Genomic DNA, 22297 nt, shown 5'->3' on the forward strand with positions numbered 1-22297 from the left:
GCATTCCCCTTTAGCTTGGGAGCCTTTCCATGCGGCACCTCACCCTAATGCGTCATGCCAAGGCCAAGCAGCCTAGCGGCGATATAACTGACCACCAGCGCCCGCTCAATAAACGCGGCGTGCGCCAAGCAGAAGCCATGGCCCATGTGCTGCAACGCTGGCAGGCGCTTGAAGGAAAAATGTGTGTGAGTACAGCAGTGCGCACGCGGCAAACCTTTGATGTGATTGAAGCCCAGCATTTAGAGCGGCAGTTGGACAGCCATGTACTTCTAGATGAAGCGCTTTACACCTTTGAAGGCGAAGCGCTGCTGGCGTGGCTCAAAGCGCTTCCGGATACAGCCAAACGCGTACTGGTGATTGGCCACAACCCCGCGCTGGTAGAGCTGGCACATTGGTTGAATGATGAAGCGCCGCCCTCGCTGCCCACTAGTAGTGTGTTGCACTTTACGCTGCCAGAGACCCCTTGGAGCGCGATAAAAAAAGGCAGCGCAGAACTGGCCGGTGGCCTAACCCCTGAAACCGCCAGCTACGCACTGTTTAAGGGCCGCGCTGGTGAGCTTCACCCAACCAAACGCGACACCGCAAGCCGCCTGCATGAAGCTCTGGCGTACCAGTTTGAGCGAGTGAAGGCGTTAAAGCCTGGCGTCATGGCGGGGGTGGACCCCGAATTCCTTCACCAGTACCGAGTCAGCCTGCGCCGCAGCCGAGCGATGCTGGAATCCGTGCGTTCTATCACCAACGTATCTGGGCTGAAAAAACGCTTAAAACAGCTTAAACAGCATGCCAGCGCCACAAGTGATCTCCGCGATTTGGATGTATTTTTAGAGGAGCTTAATCACACGGAGCCACCGCTTTCTGCCGGTGCCCAGCAGAGCCTGCGTCAATGGCTACAGGGTTGCCAGCAGGCGGAACATAGGGCCCTGTGCCAGCAGTTAAGTGCGCCGGGCTATCTAGAGGCGCTGGAAGAGTGGCAGCGCTGGCTGGCATCAGAAACATGTGAACAGGCGCTGGCAAAGCTCTCCCCAAAGCGCATTCAAGCGGTGCTTGATGAGCGTGTGGTACGCCACCATGAAGATAGGGCGGCGCTCTCTTTAGACTCCCCAGATGCGGCCTTTCACGAACTGCGTAAAGGCGTTAAACGCATTCGTTATCTTGCCGATTTACACCCGGCCACCTCTAAAGCGCTGTTAGCGGGCTTAAAGCGCCGTCAGCGCCTGCTGGGAGAGCATCAAGACCTTTGCGTGCGCCAAGCGTGGTTAGAAGCCTTCAGCGTAAGTAAAGAAGGCACTTCAAAAGAGCGCCAGGAGTGCGCCCAGTGGCAGGTAGCGCTAGAGGCCCAGAAGCAACCGTTGCGTAAAAAAGTGCTGGCGCTAAAGCCGCTGGCAAGTGGTTAGCCATGCCGAGCGTCACGGCTACTCGGTAGTGCGCGAATATTGTGGCCACGGCATTGGCCGTGAGATGCACGAAGAGCCCCAAGTGCTGCACTACGGTAAGCAAGGCAAAGGCCTCATGCTGAAAGAGGGAATGGTGTTCACCATTGAGCCCATGATCAATATGGGCAAAGCCAAAATCAAAACCAAGCGCGATGGTTGGACCGTTGTCACCAGCGATAAAAAACTCTCCGCCCAGTGGGAGCATACCGTTGCCGTCACGGCCACTGGCGTTGAGGTGCTGACGCTGCGCGATGAGGAGCCAATCCCCACCTTTCCCGATGATCCGAGGGCTCAACCCCTCTCTGGCGAAGCGCCTCAAGTGCGTTAAGCTGAAACGGCGGACACTCTTATGTGCCCGCCGTTTGCGTTAATGCTCAAAGAAAAGGATGTCGATGATGGCGAAAAAACCAACAGGTAAGGGCAGCACACCCGCACAGCAGCCGCGTGCTACGGTCTCTTGTGGTACCGAAAAGCTGCTGCTGGACGCCCTGGAACGCGGGGGAAGCTGCCTAGAAACAGGGCGTTTTTTGATTAGCTATCGCGATGGCCAAGTGGAAGCGGGCATCCAGGCGCTCAAGGCCCAGAACTTTCGCATGGCGGATGCCCGCGACTTCACTGACCAAGCGGTGAGTCTAGAAGACGCTGGAGACGTGGAAGCCATGGTGTTTCCCGAAATTGGTGTGGCGCTGATCGGCGGTGACGCTTTAGAGCAGCACGGGATGAGCGTGCTGGATAAGCTCGCGGCGGACAGTCCCATCGAAATTATTGAGCCGGAGTACTTTGCGTTTTCGGAGAACTCCGAGTATCTACGCGGCTTTTTACGCGCCGCAACGGTGATTGCGCGGGATTTGGGCGTTGAGCTGGATGCCGAAGAGGGGCAGGCAGAGCTTGAAGCGGCGCTTCGACCCACATGGGGTTTAAACCGTTGCAAGGTACCGCAGAGCCGCTGGAGCGGGGCGGGCATTAAAGTGGCTGTGTTGGACACCGGGATGGATCTGGGACACCCAGATTTTGCCGACAGAGAATTCGTGACCCGCTCGTTTGTAGGAGAGGCCGTGCAGGATATGAACGGGCACGGCACCCACTGTATTGGCACAGCCTGCGGGCCCCAAACCCCAGGTGATACTACGCCGCGCTACGGCATTGCTTATGAAGCGCAGATTCTAGTGGGTAAGGTGCTCACCAACTCTGGCAGCAGTACTGGAGCTGGAGTGCTGGCAGGTTTGAACTGGGCGATTGCCAACCGCTGTGAAGTGATTTCGATGTCGTTAGGGAGCCAAAGCCCGGTGCAAGCCGCTTACACCCATGCGGGGGCGGCGGCGCTGCGTAACGATTGCCTAGTGATTGCCGCAGCGGGGAATGCCGCCACACAAACGGGGGCACCGGCCAATTCACCCACGGTGATGTCGGTGGCTTCCTTAGATCCCAACTTATCGCCTTCCAACTTTTCCAATCATGGCAAAATCGACATTTCCGCCCCTGGCCGAGATGTTTTTTCATCGTGGCCCCGGCCTACGCGGCATAAATCGATTAGTGGCACCAGCATGGCCGCGCCGCACGTGGCGGGCTGTGCTGCTCTCTGGGCGCAGTCGGATGCTTCCCTACGTGGGCGTAAGCTGTGGGAGCAGCTAGTAGCGTCAGCCAAATCTTTGCCACTGCCTGACACCCAAGTGGGTGTAGGGTTGGTACAAGCCCCTTAACCATCACGCCGCGCTGGGCGTTTATATTCACATGCCCAGCGCACGCACTGTGGAGATACGTTCCATGGCAACGGTCGCTCTATGGTTGATCACGATTTCTAGCGATCAGCCCATCCATGAAATCGCCACTCGCCTCAGCGCGGAAGGGCTGACTATTCGAGAAGTGCTAGAAGAGATCGGCTGCATTACCGGTGCCGCCGACGAAGCCACCGCAGAGCGGCTAAAGCAGGTGAAAGGCGTGGTGGATATCTCCCCGGACATGCCCATGGATATCGGCCCGCCAGGGGCAAGTGAGACGTGGTGATTTTGATTTTGAGACGTTACAGGCGTTCGGAGTTGATGATGGCGAAAGCCAGTGAATAGCTCATCGCACCTTACTGCCTAAATAAAATGACGCTTAAATTTTTCGTGGTTTTCAATGTTGCTACGCACATCAGCTTCGTCCCAGATTTGCAGCTCCCAGGGGAAGTAGAAGTTGCTTCTGTTTTTAAAATAGACGTGGAGACCACGGTCCCCCTCTTTATCGCGTAGATACCAGTTTTTTAACCCCAGCTTGTCTTGCCACTCATCCAGCAGCTCCATCACCTTGTTCACGTCATCGGCAGTTAGCACGATGCGAGCACCAAAAATATCGTTTAGCCAGTTATTGACCGGATATTGATCTTCGCAATTTGAAAAACGTTCGATTTTGTCATCAATGCTCTCGCGCGTTTTTACGCGATAAAAATATTTGATGTCGATGTCTGCGGCCATCAGGTAGTCGTTAATGCTCTCATGCAGGGTGAGGCGATATTGATAAATGTGTGTGGCGGGAACCTGCTGAATAGTTCGGGAAAGGTTGAGCTTGGCAATTTTTCCGGTTTCAAAATAATCCCTAGAAAAATCCGCGTGCAGGCGATGGATTTCACTGACGAGTTGTTGGGTCTGGCTGATTTTGTCCATGCAGTGCCTCTTTACTTGAGGGCTGTGTCTCCGGTTTAGGAAAGCTGAACAGCGGATCGAGGTAGTGATCGTATCGCTTTTTGCGGACATTAAGCTCGGGGGACAGCACGGCAAAAAGTCTAAAATCTGGAAGATTTTCGACTGAATCGCTAGCCATTTTTTGGGCGATCATACTTCGGGATATGGTTATTGGCTCCCTTTTTGGGGCGTACTTCTACGGCTCCCCGTGGTTTTCTTGCTGCCGGTACTTTTACGCCGTGTAAAGCTTTTCTTCGTGGCTCCGCTGCGTTTGCCGGGGCCTCCAGCCTCGCCTTGGGCGGTTTGCAGGCTGTGGCGCAGTTTAGCCGCGTCGCTTTGGCTTAGTAGGGCGCGTAAGTCTTCCAGCAGCGCGTGTTGGAAGGCGTTGGGGTCGTCTTGCTGTTCGGAGATCGCCCGCAGGCGTTGCTCCCAGAGGGCGGTGCGTTCCGGTGTGCTAACGGCGCTGGGCAGCGCGGCGATCAGTGCACAGCCGAGCTTGGTGGCGCGTAGGGCTTTTTGCTGTCGTACTAAGTAGCCGCGCTGCACCAGGGTTTCGATAATGCCTGCGCGGGTGGCTTCGGTGCCCAGGCCGTCGGTGTCGCGCAGGGTGCGGCGCACGTTGGGGTCATCCACGTAGCGGCCAATGTTCATCATTGCTTTGATCAGGCTGGCATCGGTAAACGGCTCTGGCGGCCGGGTCTCTTTTTCCTCCACGCCTGCGGCGAGTGCTTGGCAGGTTTCGCCTTGGGTGAGCGGTGGCAGCGGCGGGGTGTCTTCGCGGGTGGTGAACAGTGGCTTCCAGCCGGGGTCGAGAATGCTTTGGCCGCGAGCGCGGAAGGCTTCGTTCAGCAGAGTGAACTCGGCTTTCACTTCAAAGGTGCGCAGCGGGCGGTAGAACTGCGCCATCACGTTGCGCACGATCAATCGAAACACATGGCCTTCGGTGGTGGAAAGCTGGCTGAAATCGACGGGCTTGCCGGTCGGTGCTAAGGCGTGGTGCGCGCCCACCTGCTTATCGTTCCAGGCTTTCGAGCGCAGGGTAAAGTCGGCCCCGTTGAGCCAACCTCGTAACGTGTCGTCATTCTGGCAAGCACCGGAGAGGCTGCGCTGGGCAAGCGCTAGGTGCTCTTCGGGCAAGTAGCGGCAGTCTGAGCGGGGGTAGGTGATCAGTTTGTGCTGCTCGTATAGCCGCTGGCAAATATCCAGCACCATCTGCGCGGAAAGCCCAAAGCGGCGGGCGGCATCTACCTGCAAGGCAGAGAGCGAGTAGGGCAGCGGTGGCGCTTGGCGCTTCTCTTGCTGGTCTAATGTGGTGAGCGTGCCACGTGCGCTGGGTAGCTGCGCGGCTAGAGCATCGGCAGGCGTGCGGTCAATCAGTCGCCCTTGCTCATCCAGGGGTTGATGCGCCTTAGGAGCCCACCAGGCGCGCAGCTGGCCTTGCGCCACCTTTAAATCTACCCAAAGCGGGTAAAACGGATGGGGTTTGAAATCACGAATGCTGTTATCCCGCCGCACAATCAGCCCAAGTACCGGGGTTTGTACACGGCCTACCGAGAGCACGCCATCGTGCCCGGCTTGGCGGCCGGTGAGCGTCCAAGCGCGGGTGAGATTAATGCCATACAGCCAGTCAGCCCGAGAGCGCGCTTGGGCCGCCTGAAACAGCGGCTGAAACTCAGTATTCGGCCGCAGGCTGGCTAGCGCTCGGCTTACCGCTGGGCGGTTGAGGTCGCTAATCAATAGCCGCTGCACCGGGCCACGGTACTTCAAATGCTCGATCACCTCTTGCACCAGCAGCTGGCCTTCTCGGTCCGGGTCGCCAGCGTGCACTACGTTGGTAGCCTGCTTGATCAGTTTGCGAATCACCGCTAACTGGCCACGGGCTTTGGAGCGCGGCGCGAGCTGCCACGTGCCGGGCACGATGGGCAGCCGGTCGAGCCGCCACTGTTTATCGGCGGGGTCGTAGGCTTCCGGTGGGGCTTGCTCGAGCAGGTGGCCTAGGCACCAAGTAACCGTGGTATCGCCGCACACAATCGCCCCTTCCTGACGTTTGCCACCGCCGGGCAGGGCATCGGCAATGGCACGGGCGAGGCTGGGTTTCTCGGCGATAATCAAACGCATACGGTGTGGCCCTGGCATAGATAGAAAACAGACGTTTATGTTAGCAGAACCTGCCCTACCGATAGAGAGAGTAGGAGTGAAAATTTATACAGGTATAAAGGGTGTCGAACTCATTCTTGATGTATAGTTTTTGTATAAAATTAGTGAATTGAGTAATCTGACACAAAACACTGGGAGGTGAGGTTCATGCGCGAGCGCGGTAGAACACGACGTTTATTTGGGCTGGGTGCCCGTACCGGTGGTGCCCTGCTGAAAACGCGGCTAGGCGGCCAAGCGGATTGGCGGGCGCTGGGTGAGGCGCTGTTTGAAGGGCTTTCTGAATTAAAAGGCCCGGCTATGAAGCTGGCTCAAATTATGTCCCAGTGGGATGACCTGCTGCCGCCGGAACTGGCCAACGAGCTGGCCCGCCTGCAACGCCAAGCCGAGCCGATGCCCTGGCCGAAAATTCGTGAGGCGCTAGTGCTGCAGTACGGTGATATCCAAACGCACTTCCGCGAGATTGAAGAGCGCCCCTTTGCCAGCGCTTCGATGGGTCAGGTGCACAAGGCGGTGACCCACGAAGGGGAAACCATAGTGCTTAAAGTGCAGTACCCAGGGCTTGCTGAGGTTTTAGAGAGCGACCTTAAACAAGTGAGGCGCATTATGGGTCTTGGCCGCTGGTTCAAGGTCCCTCAGGCACGGCTGGATGCGCTGTTTGAGGAGTTGGCAGCCGGGCTGCGTGACGAGCTGGACTACCACGCCGAGGCCCAGGCGCTGGCCCGTTACCGGGAGCGCTACCAAGATAACCCAACGCTGGTGATCCCCGAGCCGCTGTTTGAACTCTCCGGCCAGCACGTATTGGCCATGCGCTTTGTAGACGGCACCCCGCTGCGGGATTTAGAGAGCGCGGATGACGCGACTCGTCAAAAAGTGGCCGTTGCATTGGCGGACTGGATTACCGAGGAGCTATTTACCTACCGTGAGCTGCACGCTGACCCCCACGCAGGCAACTTTGCCTGCGATGAGCAGGGCCGCTTAGTGATTTACGATTTGGGCGCGGTGATTCCCGTTCCCGAGGAGCGTCTAAAGGCCATGATGCAGCTATTGGATGCCACGCTTTCCCAAGACCCAATGGCCATGGATGACGCGCTGATGAAGATGGGCGGCCGCCAGGGTCAAGGCGCTCCGCTGGCGCTGTATCGCGAATCCGCTGAGTGTATTACCCCGCTGTTCTCCCCCGGCGAGCAGGATTTTAGCGACGTGCGCGTTCACCGCCGCTTGCGGGAGCTCACCCCCAAAGTGTGGGCCGCTATGGATCGCCTTCAGCCCCCGGCAGATACGCTGCTGCTCTCTCGGGCGCTCAACGGCCACTACTGGAACTTGGTGCGCTTAAAGGCCCGTTTAGATATGCACGGCCGAACTCAGCCGCTGCTGGGCTGGGCGCGTACTGCGTAGCCAAGACCCTGCCAAGCGATGACCGCTGCGGTAGCCCCGCCAGCCATGCTAGACTATTGCGCTTTTTAATCGGTTTTACAGATTTTATAGTCTTGAAGACAGTGGAGACGGCAATGCTGGCGGTATGGGTCGATCAACTGCTGGGATTTGCCTCTGGGGCACTCTCGGCAATCAGGCAGCAGGAACACTACCCCGATTTTATGACGTGGGTACGTGACAAAGGTGCGCAGGCGTTTAACGGCGATGTGGCCACCGCACAGGCGCTAGCGCCCATTTTATGGTCGCAAACTCCGCTAGAGCGGCTGGATTTTGCTAGCGAGCCCTTGGCAACACCTGGCCGCAACGAGCCGTGCTGGTGCGATTCCGGACGTAAATATAAGCAGTGCTGCTACCGCGTTAATTTCCCGACCGACATCCCTGAACAGATGATGTGGATGCTCTCGCTACGCGAATGGAAGGGGGCCACGCTGAAGGCGGCGTTAGATAGCAAGCAGGCTCCGCCGCAAGCGCTGTTAGAAGCCGGGCTGATTGCCGCAGAGAGTGGCCAAACCGGCCGTTCCATGCAGATTCTGGAGTCGCTGTTTGATGGCAGCGACTGGTCGCGCCTACCCGAGCAGGCTGAGCCTGCTTTTGAAATCCTGCTAGATATCTATCAAGAGCGCGGCTTTACCCGCAAGCGTGCCGATTTGCTGGACGACGTGATGGAGCGCGGGCCGCTGTTTTTACGCGGTGTAGCGCTTGAGCGGCTGTGCTTGATGCATCTAGATAATGACGATCTAGATAGCGCCCGCGCGGCGTTTGTCAAAGCTCAGCAGGCGCTGCCTGATTCGCCAACGCTGGCCTACATTGAAGCCATGCTGCTGCTCCATGAAGGCCATGAGAAAGAGGCCAAAGAGCGCGCTAACTTCTGGTATCGCCGCTTGGTGCGCCAGGGGGATCTGGACGAAGACCAGCTCGAATTCCTGGCCGCTCTGGCAGATAACCCCGGCGCAACGCTAGCAGACCAGCTTTTGAGTGCTGAAGAAGATATGGCGACGCCGCTGGTCTCGCTTCAGGCGCTGCTAGCGGCGCTGCCCATTGCTCCCAAGCTTTCCATTGAGCAGGATGCTGAGACCGGCCGCCTGCACTACACCACTACCGCCCGTGAAGAGACGCTGTTTGCCGCGTGGCACGAGCAGTTCCAGGTCATGGTGGATGAAGAGGTAGCGCTGGGCTTCCGTGATGACCCTTGGGTTAACGCCATTGATTGGATGTCGGAGCTATGTGCCCACCCAGAGTGGCTTGATGCGCCGCAAGTGGTGCAAGACCTAACGCTGGCGCTCACCAGCCGCTTTGGCAGCCTGCCGTGGATGGCACCCAGCCTGCTGGAACCGTTGGCGCTGCGCCTTTCACGCTGGCTGGAACAGGCCCGTGCCGCAGGCGATGGTAGCCTTTGTTGGGACGACGCCGATAATGCCATGCTGCTGCGCACCGGCTTGGCGCTGGTAGTAGGCATGGAGCGTGGCGCTCGCCAACACTCCCGGGAGCTAGCCGAAGAGCTGCTGGCGATCGACCAAGAAGATAGCCTGGGCTTGAAAGAGCTGGTGCTGGACCAGCTGCTGCGCGATGACCGCAACGAAGAAGCGCTAGCGCTGACCGAAGAGCCGCAAAAGGATGACGGTTCGCTAGTGCTGGGGCTGCTAATGGGGCGTACGTTGGCGTTGTATCGGTTAGAGCAGCAGGAAGCTGCCGAAGCAGCACTGGCCGAGGTGATTGCCCACAACCGCCATGCGCTTGAGCTGTTATGTGGCGAGAACCCGCGGCCTTCCATGCCTCATCCTGATGGGCAGGTGGACCCGGGCTCTCGAGCAGAAGCGTGGCAGTACCGTACGCTGATGCGGGACCAGTGGCGCACCACGCCAGGGGCGCTGGATTGGTTAGCCAGCCACCGCTGAGCTGTTCGCTGACGGTTTTTAGCTGCCTGCCTCGGTAACCGGGGTAGGCACTAGCTGTTTATCCCGGCTTATCCAGATCGCCAGCAGAATGGCGGGTAAGCCTAGCAGCGTGGCTACCACAAAGAAGGTGGCGTAGCCCTGAGCGCTCACCACGATCCCGCCAAACCCGCTCAGGAATTTCCCCGGTAGCGTCATCAGCGACGAAAACAGCGCGTACTGCGTGGCGGTATACGCCCGCGAGGTCAAGCTTGAAAGAAACGCGATAAACACCGCACTGGCTAGGCCGTTAGCGAGGTTGTCGCCAATGATCGTGACTACCAGCATCGGTACCTGATTGCCGATTAGCGCAAGCACCGCAAACAGCAGGTTGGTGATCATCACCAGCCCTGCGCCAAAAATCAGCAGTGGGCCAATGCCGTAACGCGCCACCATTAGCCCGCCTAAAATCCCTCCGGTAATGCTCATCGCAATACCAAAGATATTGGTCACGTTAGCAATAGTGGCCAGCGAAAAGCCCAGGTCGATATAAAGCGGGTTGGCCATGGAGGCCATCGCTAAGTCGCTGATGCGGAACACGGCAATAAACACCAAAATGCCCATCGCCTTCACCCCATAGCGGCGAAAGAAGTCGGTAAATGGGCACACAATCGCCCCAATCACCCAGGCGCCCAAGCGGCGCAGCGTTTTGGGCTTTCCACGGCTGGCGCGCATAAAGGCACGCACTTTGGGCTCGTGGATTAATTGCACGGTTAATGAGGCGCGCTTGGGTTCTGGGCGAATCAGCACGGTGATCACGCCAATGCCTACTAGTGCGGCCATGGTCAGGTAAGCTGCGTTCCACGATATCGCCGACGCCACATAAAGCGCACCGGCCCCTGCCGCCAGCAGCCCGCCGCGATAGCCAATAATGTACGTTGAGGCCATAGCCGCCTGAACATCATCATCAGCGGATTCGATACGGTAAGCATCAATGGCGATATCTTGTGTTGCGGAGCCAAACGCCACCAATAGCGCAAAGGCGGCGACCCAGCCCAGGTTGCCGATAGGATCTACTCCCGCTAGGCCAATGAGCCCGGCGGCAATCATGCCTTGAGCTAGCAGCATCCAGCCTCTGCGCTGGCCAAAGGTGCGCGTTAACAGCGGCAGCGCGAGCCGGTCCACAATCGGGGCCCAGAAGAACTTGATGGAGTAGAGCATGCCAATCCAGGCGAAAAAGCCGATAGCCGCAACTTCAACACCGTCGCTGCGTAGCCATGCCGAGAGCGTAGAAAACACCAGTAGAAACGGCAGGCCAGCGGAAAAACCTAAAAACAGCATGGTGATCACAGGCGCTCGGCAGTAGATACCAAGCGCCGCCAGCCAGCTGCGCTGGGGCGTCGGGGTGGGCATGTAGTGGTGTACTCCAAAAAGAAAACGTCAGCGTCAAGGCCCGCTCAAAAACCGGTCAGTGTTAGACTAAGCCTAGGATTCATGGTTAGCGTTCCATGACAAAACCGACAGCTTACCGGAGAGGAGTTTTCCATGTCGATTACCGCCCATCAGGTAGTGACCCTGCACTACGTGCTTAGCGATGTGCTCAGCGATGGCAGCACCCGCGTGCTGGATGACTCCAATGCACGTCAGAAACCCCTAGAGTACCTGCACGGCCACGACAATATTTTGCCGGGCTTGGAGCGTGATCTGGAAGGTAAAGCAGCAGGCGACGAGCTGCGCGTCACGCTGGCACCAGCGGATGCTTACGGCCTGCGTAACGAAGAGCTGGTGCAAGAGGTGAGCCGCGCCTCGTTTGGCGGTGCGGATATCGAACCCGGCAGCCGTTTTCAAACCGAAGGCGAGGCTGGACCGCAGATCGTCACCGTGCTGAACATCGGCGGCGATAACGTGACGGTGGATACCAACCACCCCTTGGCGGGCCATACGCTGCGCTATCAAGTGAAGATCCTAGACGTTCGTGATGCCACTCGTGCAGAGCTTGCTAAAGGCCATCCGCTGCCACCGGGCACCGAGCACAGCAAAGTAGAAGACCGTAAAGTGCTTTAAGCCAGCTTATGCCCCCTAAAAACTGACCTGCATCAAGTTCGCGCTCGCCTTTGTCGCGGTCATTTTAAAAGCTTGATCCAGGTCAGCTTCCTCTTTTCTAGACGCAGTACGATGGCCCCATACATCACGGCGGGAGGGGAACATCATGTACTGGGACGACGCTGTTATTTTCGGCTTAGCCACTGTCGCATTAGTGATCGCTTTTATGGTCGGCTGGGTAGGCTTTGTGATTCGTGATCATCTTCGTAAGGATGAACGTAAAAAGTCTTAAGTATTCGCCAGCAGGTTGTGACAGTCGTCAGGGGAGGGGGCTTATGCAAATGTATAAGCTTCCTGTTGCCGGCCCATTGGGCCGGCTTTTTTGCGTCATTTTTATAGTGAAAAGCAGAGCGGTAAGTGTTAACAGACGTTGAAGAGCATTGGTCGTCATGCTCTGGTAAAGTGCACTGATCAACATAGTGTACTCAACCGAACTAGGAAACTGATCGCTATGAACGCTGTTCTGTCACGCTTTCGCTTGCGTCATTCTTTGCGCCATGGCGCTGGGGCGCACTTTAAAGCAGCAGTGGTGCTAGTCGTTTTACTCATTGCTTGGCTGCCGTTAGCCGCGAGTGCTCAGGCGCTTAGTCTGATTAATGGTGACACTACCCAAAAAGTGGCGCTGGGGGATTTACGAGACCGTTCGGATACCACCTTTACTCTTTTTGACCCTTATCAAGGCCGCGAGGTTGAAATGAGCGGCATGTCGTTTCGCGATTTTCTAATTGAGCATTTTGGTGCGGTGCCGCCAACCCTGCACTTTACGGCTTGGGATGACTACGAAGTGAGCCTGAGTGGCTGGGATGACCCTAACTGGTATCTGGTGACCATTGAAGACGGCGAACCGCTGACACTAAGATCGCGAGGGCCTATCCGACTGGTTGAGCGTGAGTACAGTGGGCGCGATATTGAAAATCTACGTGATTTTAACGACTGGATCTGGATGGTACGTAGCATCGAGGCGCAGTGGTGAGTCAAAAAGATCCTGATATGTTTCACGAGCCACCGGGTATTCGCCTGGGGGCTCGGCGTCTTTTTACCTGGTTATCCCTCAGCCTGATGAGTTTTGTTGGGCTAATGGTATTGATTGTGTATGAAGCGCGCTGGGTCTATCCGGAAATTCAGGCCTACTTTAGCCAAACCGGTAACCTCACGGGCCAGCAGTTAGCCACCCGTGCTCGCGGCTATGTACAGCGAGCACAAGAAGAGCTGCTAGTCGCGTCATCGCCTGAGGATATAAGCGAAGCGCGCCATTCGCTGGAATTGGCCTACGGGCTATTTGATGTCAGTATTTATCATCAAGAGTATGCATGCACAGCACCTAGTTTGGCTCTTATTGATGAGCTGGTAGGGTGGCTGGACGCTCAGTATATACATCCTTTTGATGCCGCCCACTCCTTGTTTATTCCCGTGCATTGCTTAACCAATATCGAAATGAGCCAGCTTGATCGTCGTGGGATGGCCATCAACGACTTCTCCGATAGCACTCGTCGCCATAATCAGGTGTTGACCTTCTCTAGCCTGCTTATTTTTGCGTTAGGGTTGCTGTTTTGGGTCATGCATCAGCGCCAACTGCGGCGTACCGAACGGGCCACCGCCGAAAAGCTGAGTTGGATGGCGCGTGCCATGCGTGATCCTCTGACGGGGATTGGCAACCGCAGTGCGCTGTATCAGGATGTGGTGGCTTACTCAGACCGCTCCATGGGATTGATCCTGGTCGATATCGATTTTTTCAAACAGTATAACGATGCGCTAGGCCATCCAGAGGGAGACCGTTTACTTCGCCAGTTGGCGATCCTACTGGAAGAGGCGCTGGGCGAGGAGGCTAAGCTGTACCGCTTAGGCGGTGACGAGTTTGCTGCGTTGCTGCCGTGCCCCAATGATCAAGCACTGGCCAAATTTTGTGAGACATTACAGGTGGGGCTTGAGGCGGCGCAGTGCCCGCATCCGGCTCATCCGGATAATAAAGGTGTGACGTTAAGCATTGGAGGAGTGCGCTTTGTGGCCGATGCAACATCGTTTGCATCCGCTTATGAAGCGGCCGACAAAGCGCTCTACCAAGTAAAAACCGCTGGGCGTGATGGCTGGCAGCTTACTGTAAACGCATAACGTCGTCGTACATGGGGGCCAGACGACCCAGCATATCGTTGCGTGCTGCCAGCGGTACTCCTTCCTCGACCATGGCCGCGTCCAGGTACTCCACTACGCGATTAAAATGCGCATCTGTAATGCCCATGGTTTGGTGGGCGCGGTCCATCGGTGGGCCATCGTACTGGCAGGGGCCGTCGCTGACGTCGCAGAGTTGGATCGCCAGCGATGTCGCAAACAGGTCGATGTTGCTATTGGCAAAATAGCTGACGACCTCTTCATCATCAGCAATGCGGTAAAGTAGGTTCTCTACCACGGCCTCTATAGTGGGTTGACCACCCATGCGCTCATACAGCGTGGTCGGCTGCTGGTGCTGAGCGCATCCAGTAAGCGCCAGTGTGCCAATCAATGCTCCGACCACCAGCGTGCTGCGTGAAGTGCTTTTCAATGTTTGGGAAAGTCTCATAGGGCGGTTCCTTATACGAGCCTTGTGGAAGTGGCAAGAGCGGTTAAAACGCCGCCTGTAACGAGAGGTATCCGCCACGTTGGGAGGGTAAGCCGGCAATGTCGCCTAAATCTAGCCACGCCCCGGTGAGTGAAACGTGCTTATTAAAGAAGTAAGCACTGTAGACACTTTGCCAATCTTCCTCGTCGGCGACGCTGAGGTTGTCCGGCTTTTGACGGTATTCGGTGCCTACTACCCAGTTAGGCGTGACAAAAACGCCCACGCTACCTTCCGCCATCCATGCGTGGCCGCCTTGGTCGCCGCCAAACCCTAGCAGGCCGCCTTGGTTAGCGGAGGTATTACGTAACGTGGCGTTTAGCAGTACGTTGCGGCCTAAAAAAGCGTTAAACAGCAGCTTGCTGCCGCTTAGATAAGCATCGGTACCGTTCACATCATCGGCGCCTAAGGCCGTGGGCACGCTGCCATCCACCAAACGTTTGTGCATGACGCCTGCGCTCCAAACGCCGAGCGGCTGATAGAGCACGTCGCCAAACAGGCGCACTTTCGCGCCGTAAATGTCTTGCTCTAGCTCGCCGCCGAGAGTGGAAAGCTCAAAAGTTTGGCGGGCAATGGAGAACTCCATGCGGTCATGCAAATTGAAGCTGGCGCCGGTGACGGTGAGCTGGTAATCATCGACCCACGCCCGAGTGGCTGCAGCAGTAACGCCTATCTCGTCATCGCTTGCTGTGCTGGAAAGTACTGCCCAGGGAGAAAGACCGCCCCCTGCCGCCCCTTCAATTGCGCTGACCGCGCCGGTGCCTAAGATGCGACTACCTGCCATACTGGAGGTGGCTACCAGTAGAGCACCAACGGTAGCTGCCGCGACGATGGCGCGCCGTTTTGAGGAGCCGAAGTTGCGCATAGTGTTCCCTTTTCTGATTAGTGAATGGCCACGGCTGAGAGTTGTAACGGCTTGAATTCATCCAGCCAGCCGGTAATGGCATCGGCTGGCATGGGTTTCGCAATCCAGTAGCCTTGTAGGTAGTCGCAGCGTAGTTGGCTCAATATTTCCGCACTGGCGCTGTTTTCGACCCCCTCCGCAACAATCTTCAGCCCAAGGTGGTGGCCCATCTCAATCGTCGAGCGGACAATAGTAAGGTCTTCTTGCTGCGTATCGAGTTTTAATACGAATGATTTATCAATTTTCAGCTCATCTACCGGTAGACGTTTGATCTGTGCAAGCGATGAATAGCCGGTACCGTAGTCATCCACAGCGATTTTGAGCCCCATCTGACTCAGTGCCATCAATGTCTCGGTGGCGGCTTCAACATCCTGCATCACGGCGCTTTCGGTTACTTCCAGTGCGAGCTGGTCGGGCGTCAAGTCGTAGCTCTCAAACAGCTCGCTAATATGCATCGGCAAGCCGGGGTCAATGACATCGCTGGCGGACAGGTTGATCGCCACGGAGAGATGATGGCCTTGGCGTTTCCAGTGATACAGCTGTTCACATACGTGTGCCAGCATCCAATCGGAGAGCCGTCCAATATTGCCGGAACGCTCGGCCAAGCCGATAAACTCATCCGGCGGCACAAACCCAAGGGTGGGGTGTCGCCAGCGCATCAGTGCTTCAAATTGGCAAACACTGCCCGTGGTGGTGTCCACCTTGGGTTGGTAGGCCATCCACAGCTCGCCATTGTCCACGGCTTCTTGCAGGTCACGGATAAGCATCAGCTGGCGCAGGTGCTGTTCGTCTTGGCCGTCCACATAGCGCTCGTGGCTATGGCGATGACGCCGGGCTTGATCAAGCGCGATATCCGAGCGGCGCAGCAGCAGTTGTGCATTGTCACCATGGGTGGGGTAGCTGACTTCACCCGCAGAGAGCGAAGGCATGATTAAGGATTTATCCAGGCTGATGGGTTCGCTGATCTGTTCCATCATGGCTTCGCGCCTACGGCGGTCTAGGTCGGCTTGGCCAATGACAAGCATCAGCTCGTCGCCATCCAGTCGATAGGCTTTCATAATGGGCGTAGGGAGGTCTTGCATGCGCTTGGCAAGAGTGACCAGCAGATGGTCACCGAGTTCGTAGCCAAACGTATCGTTGATATCGCGAAAGTCGTTGATGGAAAAACGCAGCAAGGTAAAAGGTTGATCTTGCTGGATAAGACGTTGAAGATCTTCAAACGCGCTGACCCGGTTGGGCAGGTTAGTGAGCAGGTCGTGACGCGACTGGTGCAGCAGCGTGGCTTCGCGCTTGGCAATATCTTCCTGCATAGAGAGCAGGGTAGTCGCCAACTGATTCGTTTCCGTGACAGAACTGCCGCTTGAAATATGTTCAATGCGTTCACCTTGACCAATGCGCTTCGCCGCTTGCGCTAGCGCAATCAGCGGTTTACTGATGCTGCGGGCGCTCCACATAGCGACGACGAGCGTCAGCAGCAGCATTAACGCGACAATACTTAACAGCTGCCACTGCAAACGACTGTAAGCGCCCAAAAGCTCATCACGAGAGAGCTGAATGAGCGCAAAGGACTGATACTCTTGGTTAGCCATCAGCGTTGAAGCATAGGAGAGGTAGTCATTATCCAGCGACAGTTTATTGCTCGTGGTATAAGCGCCCTCCATCAACTGATTGCCATTGTCGCTCATTAGGTTTATCGCCAGTTGCTCTTGGTGAGAGCTGGCGAGGTAGCTAATGTTGCCGCTGGCGTTGTAGGTCACAATGCTGATTTCAAGCCCGGTTAATGCATTGATTTCCTCAGTGACGCTTTCATTAATCAGAAACCCCATGCCTACCCAGCCAATCAAATTAGGCGCACGCACCGGTAGCAACACAAACTCGTAGGGTTCCCCGCTATCAATCACGACGCCGACGCCGCTTCCCGTTTGTTGGGCGCGTTGAAATAAGCCTGGAAACGGTATGCTGCTATTTTGCTCATGGTGGCTACTGGCAAGCACGGTACCGTTTAGGTCGCTGAGCATGACCATGTCAGCCTTGGCGCGGTCGCCGTGGTTGGCCAGAACGGAGTACAGGGTCGCCGTATCTTGGGTGGCCACCGCGCTTTTAAAACCAAAATCGTCTGCCAGAATTGCAACATTTCCTAATAACTGTTCGCCACGGATATCAAGTAACTGTTGGAAGACACGCGCACCTACTTCCAAGCGCTGGTTGCCCTTTGCTAACGCATCACTTTGGGTGGCGCGCAAAAACGCTACCCCTGTTGCCAGCTGTGAAATAATTACAACCGTTAAAAGCACTAGCGTTAAGCGCGTGCGAAAGCGCATGGTCACCTCTTTTAGTGACTGTGCGTGGCGTTTTGAAAACGCTGCTGCAGCGGCGATAGGGTGGGCGGTTGGGGCGGAATGGCGTTCAGCTCCAAAGCCACGGTCAGGTTATCGGCATCGCTAATTTCACCTTCCCACCAGACATTTTGGGTGTCGTCCATACGGCTATGCCACACTCGCATCCGGTGGCTGCCCTCTGGAAGTTGGGGAAGGGTAAGATTGCCTGCACTATTAGTAATGGCTGCATAGGGCGCATCGCTGACCACGATAAACGCCTGCATTTGATCGTGAATATTGCAGCCAAGCACAACGACGCCCGCTTGCTCAAAATGAACCGGCGGCGGGGTTTCGCTCAGGAAAAGTTCGAGGTCAAAAGTTTTCGCCGGGGAAAATGAGAAGACGTGGTGGCGCGTGGTGTCTTCGTTGGGAAAGGCAACGTAGCTGCCGGTCGGAATCGTCGTCACCTGCGGGTTAAACGCTGCATTACGCTGAACAATATTTTTCGTTTGAGTTGTCGCAGGTGTGGCAGCATCGTAATAGACCTCGACTACAGCGTTTTCTAGCGGTGTGCCGGAGGTGTCGGTCACGCTTAAAGTGGCTGCCTGGATAGGCAAACTCGCCATCATCATTAAACAGCCCAAGGGCCATAGCGGAAGGAGTAGGCGGCGGCCTTTATGCGTTATAAGCATGAGGAATTACCTAAGGAAGGACAGGGGAAATCATCATGTAGCTATTATGTGGCAAAGTCATGTTTTCGCACTAACGATATACTCACAGAAAGTGAAAAAGAGTAAATAATGGGGAAGTCTGGCGAGGGCTATGGTGTCACTGGTTTGGCGAAGCTAGAGTAGTTTTAGAAACAGTGTTCGCTAACCTGTTTGACGTAACAACCAGGAGACGTGTGATGAGTAACCCTACCGACAGCACTAAAGACCTTTTAAGCAAGCGCCGTTCGCGCCGCCAGGTACTGGCTAGTTTGGGTTTAGGTGCTGCCGCCCTTTACGTTGCGCCCACCTTATTATCAATAGGGCAGGCTGAAGCCCGCGAGCATCGTCATTCACGCCCAAGCCGCTCACGACCCAGCTATTCGCGTCCTAGCTATTCTCGACCGCACTATTCGCGCGCTCGCTACTCTCGCCCCGACTACTCTAGAGACCGGCATTATCAACACCGTTATTCCCGTCCGCAGCGTTCACGTTGGGAGCGCGATGGCGTCATTGAAATTCGCCTAAGCCGGGTACTGCCGCGCTGGTAGGGGAACGGCCATGCCGAGCCATCATCAAGATTATACGCTAGCAGGCATTGGGCCTTGCCTTCGGTTAGTCAATGCCAAGGGGTTGCTGCCTATACTGACAGCCGCTATGCCAGGCTGGCCCATGATGCCTTGTGCCACACCGGCTAAAAAGCCAGAGATTTGCGTGTGGCGGCATCCGCAGGGGTATTGGCAAGAGGTGCCCGCGTTTCCTGAAGGAGCGCTGCTGGACAGCGCGGTAGGAACCGCCTGTAGCGTTATCGCGGATGCTGCCGGGGCATATTTTTATCGTCACCCAGAGTTAGTGGGTTTGCACTGCGGATCAGTGGAAATCAATGGCCAGTTGGTGATTTTTCCAGATACATACCGGGCGGGCAAAAGCACCTTAACCGCCGCCTTTGCAGCGGCTGGGCAGCGAGTGTTTGGTGATGATGTGCTGGCGCTCAACAAGCAAGGTGAAGGGATTGCGCTGGGCGTGGCACCTCGCTTGCGGCTACCGCTTCCTGACGCGATGTCTCTGGAGTTTCGTCAGTTTGTACAAACGCACCTTGGCCCTCAGGATGCCCGCTATGGCTATCTTCGTTTGGATAATACGCAGTTAGCTAGCCACGGCCAGCGCTGCCCGCTGGGGGCGATATTACTGATTGACCGCGATGAATCGCTAAACGAGCCCCAGCTCACCCGCCTTCAGCCAGGCGATGGGTTATGGCAGCTGTTACAGCAAAATTTTGCCGAGCACGAATCTGACCAGGCGCTGATCGAGCGCTTCTTGCCACTGCTTCAGGGCTTGCCCTGTTTTCTGCTGCGCTATTGCGACGCCTTTGATGCGGCCCAGTGGCTCACGAAATGCTGGGGAAGTGGCACCCTAGAGAGCTTGGCACTGGCCAGCCAGCCCCGTTGCGATACTCCTGAAGTGATACCTGCCCTTGAGCCAACGGATGCGCGCCAGTGGCAGGCCAGTGAGGCAGCGTTTGAGTTTCCGCTAGGCGACGAGCTATTTGTGATTGCCGAGGAGGGCGGCGCGATTCATCGGCTGAATACCACCAGCCGGGCTGTGTGGGCGCTGTTGAATCACGAACCGTTGGATCTTGACTCCGTGAGTGACACGCTCACAGGCTTTTTTGCAGGCGCAAAATTTGAGCAGGTACGCCAAGACGTGGCGCAGCTACTCGCGCAGTTCTATCACGCTGGATTAATTAAAGACGTTAACGCTTAGCGCCAGTGATCTCGCCATGCTTTAAGCACTCTCTCCGGGTACCACGTCTTCCCGAGGCTGCCGTTATAGCGAGCGAGAGCTCGGGTAAAGTCACCCCGTTCGATGGCAAGGTAGTGGGCTAAAATCGTGCACCCATAGCGCAGGTTGCGGTTGGGTTCGGTAAGGTCGTCGATGGGCAGGCCAAGCTCAGCGACCCAAAACGGCATGATCTGCATGAGACCTACCGCGCCAGCGGAAGAGACCGCATCGGCATTAAAGGCGCTCTCTACCTGGATCAATGCAAGTACCAGCTCGGGCGGTAGCCCTGCCAGTCTGGCCTCTTGGTAGAGCCGTGTGAGCAGAGTGTGGCGCTGTTCAGGTGCGGATATAAAGCGGGAGAGTGGCGCATCCATACGGCTGCGCCACTCTTGTAGCTGCCACTGATAGTAGGCTGTCGATTGGCTCGCCGTTTCTAGCGTGGGACGCAGCGGAAGCTCCGCCGCGCTTGGCGTGGCGGACACAGCCATCATAAGGCTACCCACCAACATCCCTGTCACGTGCCGTGGCGACAAACGCCGCCACGGAATGCTTAGCAACACAGGAATGCTCAGCAACATACCTATCGATAACTCAGTGTTAAACCAAGCCTGCCTGCTCGCGCAGAAAATCCACAATCCGCTCGGCGGCAATCATCGTTGCTTCGCTGTCGCGACGGCCTTTGTACTCTAGCTCGCCGTTATCCAAACCACGGTCGCCAATCACTAGGCGGTGCGGTACGCCCATGAGCTCTAGATCAGCAAATTTCACGCCGGGGCGCGTGTCGCGGTCGTCCAGCAGGACGTCTAAACCAGCGGCGGTGAGCGTTTGGTACAGGCGCTCAGACTCTTCACGTACGCGCTGCGATTTGTGAGCATTCATTGGTACCAGGGCGACCTGAAACGGCGCGATGGCGTTGGGCCAAATAATGCCGGCATCATCGTGGTTCTGCTCGATGGCTGCCGCGACCACACGGGTCACGCCAATACCGTAGCAGCCCATCCACGGGTGGCTGGTTTTGCCGTTGTCGCCTAGTACGCTGGCATTCATTGCCTGAGAGTACTTTTGACCCAGCTGGAACACGTGACCGACTTCGATGCCGCGCTTGATCGAGAGCGTGCCTTGGCCATCGGGTGACGGGTCGCCTTCTACGACGTTACGTAGGTCAGCGACCTGCGGCAGGGCAGCATCACGCTCCCAGTTGATGCCGAAGTAGTGCTTGCCATCGACATTCGCACCCGCGCCGAAGTCGCTCATTAAGGCAACGCTGCGGTCAATGATGATCGGCATTTCTAAACCGACCGGGCCTAAAGAGCCCGGGCCTGCACCCACGGCGGCACGAATTTCCTCTTCGCTGGCCATGGTTAGCGGGGCTTTTACCTGAGGCAGGTTTTCCGCTTTCACTTCGTTGAGTTCGTGGTCGCCGCGAACCAGCAGCGCAATGAGGCCGCCTTCCGCCGCGTGAACCATCAGCGTTTTGACGGTTTTCTCAATGGGCAGCTTGAACTGCTCTACCAGCGTGGCGATGGTTTTGGCATCCGGTGTATCAACCAAACGCATCTCTTCGCTGGGGGCGGCGCGCTCGACGTTGCTGCCCAGCGGCGCGGGCAGCGCTTCGGCTTTCTCGATATTGGCGGCGTAATCGGACGCATTGGAGAACACGATATCGTCTTCGCCGGAGTCGGCCAGCACGTGGAATTCATGAGAGCCCGTGCCACCAATGGAGCCGTTATCGGCAATGACCGGGCGGAAGTCGAGGCCCAGGCGCGTGAAAATGCGCGAATAGGCGTCGTACATGCCTTGGTAGGTCTCTTTGAGAGAGGCTTCGTCCAGATGGAAGGAGTAGGCATCTTTCATGATGAATTCCCGCGAGCGCATCACGCCAAAACGTGGACGAATTTCATCACGGAACTTGGTTTGAATCTGGTAGAAGTTCACCGGCAGCTGCTTGTAGCTGGCGATCTCTTTGCGCACTAGATCAGTGATGACTTCTTCATGGGTGGGGCCCACGCAGTAGTCGCGGTCATGGCGATCTTTTAAACGCAGTAGCTCTGGGCCGTACTGTTCCCAGCGGCCAGACTCTTGCCACAGGTCGGCGGGTTGAACGGCGGGCATCAATACTTCTTGAGCACCGGCGCGGTTCATCTCTTCACGCACAATCGCTTCGACTTTGCGCAGGGTGCGCAGCCCCAGAGGGAGCCAGGTATACAGGCCCGAGGTGAGACGGCGGATCATCCCGGCGCGCAGCATTAACTGGTGGCTGATAACTTCAGCGTCGGCCGGGGTTTCTTTTAATGTCGCAATCAATAATTGGCTGGCGCGCATGGGCGTGAGCATTCCT

20 protein-coding genes and 1 pseudogene are annotated in these 22297 nt (G+C 56.7%); 12 read left to right on the plus strand and 9 right to left on the minus strand.

Going from position 1 to position 22297, the window contains the following annotated elements; genetic code table 11:
• The first annotated feature begins 29 nt into the window (after positions 1-29).
• From R0J87_RS08165 to R0J87_RS08180, 4 genes and pseudogenes are all read left to right on the plus strand, one after another.
• Entirely contained in the window at positions 30-1394 is a 1365-nt protein-coding gene (locus tag R0J87_RS08165; RefSeq protein ID WP_498885485.1) for a CHAD domain-containing protein, read from the plus strand.
• 1 nt (position 1395) lies between these two features.
• Positions 1396-1761, plus strand: a pseudogene (locus R0J87_RS08170) (M24 family metallopeptidase); the annotation flags it as partial.
• A gap of 64 nt (positions 1762-1825) precedes the next feature.
• Entirely contained in the window at positions 1826-3133 is a 1308-nt protein-coding gene (locus R0J87_RS08175; protein WP_498885486.1) for a S8 family serine peptidase, read from the plus strand.
• A 64-nt stretch (positions 3134-3197) separates the two neighbouring features.
• The gene (locus tag R0J87_RS08180) at positions 3198-3437 is read left to right on the plus strand and encodes a hypothetical protein (protein WP_498885488.1); all 240 of its coding nucleotides are present in this window, start codon (positions 3198-3200) and stop codon (positions 3435-3437) included.
• Positions 3438-3514: 77 nt separating this feature from the next.
• On the opposite strand, the gene R0J87_RS08185 is transcribed toward R0J87_RS08180, so the two are convergent.
• Complete coding sequence (locus R0J87_RS08185; protein WP_498885490.1) at positions 3515-4075, minus strand: nucleotidyltransferase family protein; 561 nt, start codon at positions 4073-4075, stop codon at positions 3515-3517.
• A gap of 186 nt (positions 4076-4261) precedes the next feature.
• Positions 4262-6211, minus strand: coding sequence for a DNA topoisomerase III (locus R0J87_RS08190; protein ID WP_498885492.1), 1950 nt, complete (start codon positions 6209-6211; stop codon positions 4262-4264).
• 186 nt (positions 6212-6397) lie between these two features.
• On the opposite strand from R0J87_RS08190, the gene R0J87_RS08195 reads away from it, so the two are divergent.
• Both R0J87_RS08195 and R0J87_RS08200 read left to right on the plus strand, forming a co-directional pair.
• Complete coding sequence (locus R0J87_RS08195) at positions 6398-7645, plus strand: ABC1 kinase family protein (protein WP_498885494.1); 1248 nt, start codon at positions 6398-6400, stop codon at positions 7643-7645.
• Between the two features lie 113 nt (positions 7646-7758).
• Positions 7759-9579, plus strand: coding sequence for an SEC-C metal-binding domain-containing protein (locus R0J87_RS08200; RefSeq protein ID WP_498885496.1), 1821 nt, complete (start codon positions 7759-7761; stop codon positions 9577-9579).
• Positions 9580-9597: 18 nt separating this feature from the next.
• Here the strand turns inward: R0J87_RS08200 and R0J87_RS08205 are convergent, their stop codons facing one another.
• On the minus strand, positions 9598-10968 hold the full coding sequence (locus R0J87_RS08205) for an AmpG family muropeptide MFS transporter (protein WP_498885498.1): 1371 nt from the start codon (positions 10966-10968) through the stop codon (positions 9598-9600).
• A gap of 132 nt (positions 10969-11100) precedes the next feature.
• Between R0J87_RS08205 and R0J87_RS08210 the strand changes: the two genes are divergently transcribed.
• The 4 genes from R0J87_RS08210 (at position 11101) to R0J87_RS08225 (ending at position 13767) form a co-directional block, all read left to right on the plus strand.
• The gene (locus R0J87_RS08210; RefSeq protein WP_498885500.1) at positions 11101-11619 is read left to right on the plus strand and encodes an FKBP-type peptidyl-prolyl cis-trans isomerase; all 519 of its coding nucleotides are present in this window, start codon (positions 11101-11103) and stop codon (positions 11617-11619) included.
• A gap of 145 nt (positions 11620-11764) precedes the next feature.
• Positions 11765-11890: a cytochrome c oxidase subunit CcoM gene (gene ccoM / locus R0J87_RS08215; RefSeq protein ID WP_311063895.1), complete on the plus strand. Its 126-nt coding sequence runs from the start codon at positions 11765-11767 to the stop codon at positions 11888-11890.
• A gap of 219 nt (positions 11891-12109) precedes the next feature.
• A complete protein-coding gene (locus R0J87_RS08220; RefSeq protein ID WP_498885502.1) occupies positions 12110-12631 on the plus strand; it encodes a hypothetical protein in 522 nt (173 codons plus the stop codon).
• Positions 12632-12648: 17 nt separating this feature from the next.
• Positions 12649-13767 (plus strand): GGDEF domain-containing protein, encoded by a 1119-nt coding sequence (locus R0J87_RS08225; RefSeq protein ID WP_498885503.1) that lies wholly within the window; start codon positions 12649-12651, stop codon positions 13765-13767.
• Here the strand turns inward: R0J87_RS08225 and R0J87_RS08230 are convergent.
• From R0J87_RS08230 to R0J87_RS08245, 4 genes are read right to left on the minus strand one after another with little or no spacing between them, the layout of a single operon-like run.
• A complete protein-coding gene (locus tag R0J87_RS08230) occupies positions 13751-14212 on the minus strand; it encodes a group I truncated hemoglobin (RefSeq protein ID WP_498885504.1) in 462 nt (153 codons plus the stop codon). The genes R0J87_RS08225 and R0J87_RS08230 overlap by 17 nt on opposite strands.
• Before the next feature lie 43 nt (positions 14213-14255).
• Positions 14256-15113, minus strand: a complete 858-nt coding sequence (locus tag R0J87_RS08235; protein WP_498885505.1) for a DUF3034 family protein — start codon at positions 15111-15113, stop codon at positions 14256-14258.
• A gap of 17 nt (positions 15114-15130) precedes the next feature.
• Positions 15131-17473: a bifunctional diguanylate cyclase/phosphodiesterase gene (locus R0J87_RS08240; protein ID WP_498885506.1), complete on the minus strand. Its 2343-nt coding sequence runs from the start codon at positions 17471-17473 to the stop codon at positions 15131-15133.
• Between the two features lie 11 nt (positions 17474-17484).
• Positions 17485-18162, minus strand: a complete 678-nt coding sequence (locus tag R0J87_RS08245; protein ID WP_498885507.1) for a cupredoxin domain-containing protein — start codon at positions 18160-18162, stop codon at positions 17485-17487.
• 215 nt (positions 18163-18377) lie between these two features.
• Here R0J87_RS08245 and R0J87_RS08250 point away from each other — a divergent pair, with 215 nt between their 5' ends.
• Positions 18378-18728, plus strand: a complete 351-nt coding sequence (locus tag R0J87_RS08250) for a hypothetical protein (protein WP_498885509.1) — start codon at positions 18378-18380, stop codon at positions 18726-18728.
• A gap of 121 nt (positions 18729-18849) precedes the next feature.
• Positions 18850-19941, plus strand: a complete 1092-nt coding sequence (locus tag R0J87_RS08255; RefSeq protein WP_498885511.1) for a PqqD family protein — start codon at positions 18850-18852, stop codon at positions 19939-19941.
• Here the strand turns inward: R0J87_RS08255 and R0J87_RS08260 are convergent.
• Both R0J87_RS08260 and R0J87_RS08265 read right to left on the minus strand, forming a co-directional pair.
• Positions 19938-20450, minus strand: coding sequence for a lytic transglycosylase domain-containing protein (locus tag R0J87_RS08260; RefSeq protein ID WP_498885513.1), 513 nt, complete (start codon positions 20448-20450; stop codon positions 19938-19940). The genes R0J87_RS08255 and R0J87_RS08260 overlap by 4 nt on opposite strands.
• A gap of 106 nt (positions 20451-20556) precedes the next feature.
• Entirely contained in the window at positions 20557-22281 is a 1725-nt protein-coding gene (locus R0J87_RS08265) for a proline--tRNA ligase (protein WP_498885515.1), read from the minus strand.
• Positions 22282-22297 lie beyond the last annotated feature (16 nt).

It is taken from the genome of Halomonas sp. SIMBA_159 (genome assembly GCF_046536035.1).
In the GTDB taxonomy this organism is placed as follows: Bacteria; Pseudomonadota; Gammaproteobacteria; order Pseudomonadales; family Halomonadaceae; genus Vreelandella; species Vreelandella venusta_A.

What these genes read in the sequence shown, in the direction of transcription:
- R0J87_RS08165 (WP_498885485.1), top strand. Translation starts at nt 30, where the DNA reads ATGCGGCACCTCACCCTAATGCGTCATGCCAAGGCCAAGCAGCCTAGC.
- R0J87_RS08175 (WP_498885486.1), top strand. Translation starts at nt 1,826, where the DNA reads ATGATGGCGAAAAAACCAACAGGTAAGGGCAGCACACCCGCACAGCAG.
- R0J87_RS08180 (WP_498885488.1), top strand. Translation starts at nt 3,198, where the DNA reads ATGGCAACGGTCGCTCTATGGTTGATCACGATTTCTAGCGATCAGCCC.
- R0J87_RS08185 (WP_498885490.1), bottom strand. Translation starts at nt 4,075, where the DNA reads ATGGACAAAATCAGCCAGACCCAACAACTCGTCAGTGAAATCCATCGC.
- R0J87_RS08190 (WP_498885492.1), bottom strand. Translation starts at nt 6,211, where the DNA reads ATGCGTTTGATTATCGCCGAGAAACCCAGCCTCGCCCGTGCCATTGCC.
- R0J87_RS08195 (WP_498885494.1), top strand. Translation starts at nt 6,398, where the DNA reads ATGCGCGAGCGCGGTAGAACACGACGTTTATTTGGGCTGGGTGCCCGT.
- R0J87_RS08200 (WP_498885496.1), top strand. Translation starts at nt 7,759, where the DNA reads ATGCTGGCGGTATGGGTCGATCAACTGCTGGGATTTGCCTCTGGGGCA.
- R0J87_RS08205 (WP_498885498.1), bottom strand. Translation starts at nt 10,968, where the DNA reads ATGCCCACCCCGACGCCCCAGCGCAGCTGGCTGGCGGCGCTTGGTATC.
- R0J87_RS08210 (WP_498885500.1), top strand. Translation starts at nt 11,101, where the DNA reads ATGTCGATTACCGCCCATCAGGTAGTGACCCTGCACTACGTGCTTAGC.
- ccoM (WP_311063895.1), top strand. Translation starts at nt 11,765, where the DNA reads ATGTACTGGGACGACGCTGTTATTTTCGGCTTAGCCACTGTCGCATTA.
- R0J87_RS08220 (WP_498885502.1), top strand. Translation starts at nt 12,110, where the DNA reads ATGAACGCTGTTCTGTCACGCTTTCGCTTGCGTCATTCTTTGCGCCAT.
- R0J87_RS08225 (WP_498885503.1), top strand. Translation starts at nt 12,649, where the DNA reads ATGTTTCACGAGCCACCGGGTATTCGCCTGGGGGCTCGGCGTCTTTTT.
- R0J87_RS08230 (WP_498885504.1), bottom strand. Translation starts at nt 14,212, where the DNA reads ATGAGACTTTCCCAAACATTGAAAAGCACTTCACGCAGCACGCTGGTG.
- R0J87_RS08235 (WP_498885505.1), bottom strand. Translation starts at nt 15,113, where the DNA reads ATGCGCAACTTCGGCTCCTCAAAACGGCGCGCCATCGTCGCGGCAGCT.
- R0J87_RS08240 (WP_498885506.1), bottom strand. Translation starts at nt 17,473, where the DNA reads ATGCGCTTTCGCACGCGCTTAACGCTAGTGCTTTTAACGGTTGTAATT.
- R0J87_RS08245 (WP_498885507.1), bottom strand. Translation starts at nt 18,162, where the DNA reads ATGCTTATAACGCATAAAGGCCGCCGCCTACTCCTTCCGCTATGGCCC.
- R0J87_RS08250 (WP_498885509.1), top strand. Translation starts at nt 18,378, where the DNA reads ATGAGTAACCCTACCGACAGCACTAAAGACCTTTTAAGCAAGCGCCGT.
- R0J87_RS08255 (WP_498885511.1), top strand. Translation starts at nt 18,850, where the DNA reads ATGATGCCTTGTGCCACACCGGCTAAAAAGCCAGAGATTTGCGTGTGG.
- R0J87_RS08260 (WP_498885513.1), bottom strand. Translation starts at nt 20,450, where the DNA reads ATGATGGCTGTGTCCGCCACGCCAAGCGCGGCGGAGCTTCCGCTGCGT.
- R0J87_RS08265 (WP_498885515.1), bottom strand. Translation starts at nt 22,281, where the DNA reads ATGCGCGCCAGCCAATTATTGATTGCGACATTAAAAGAAACCCCGGCC.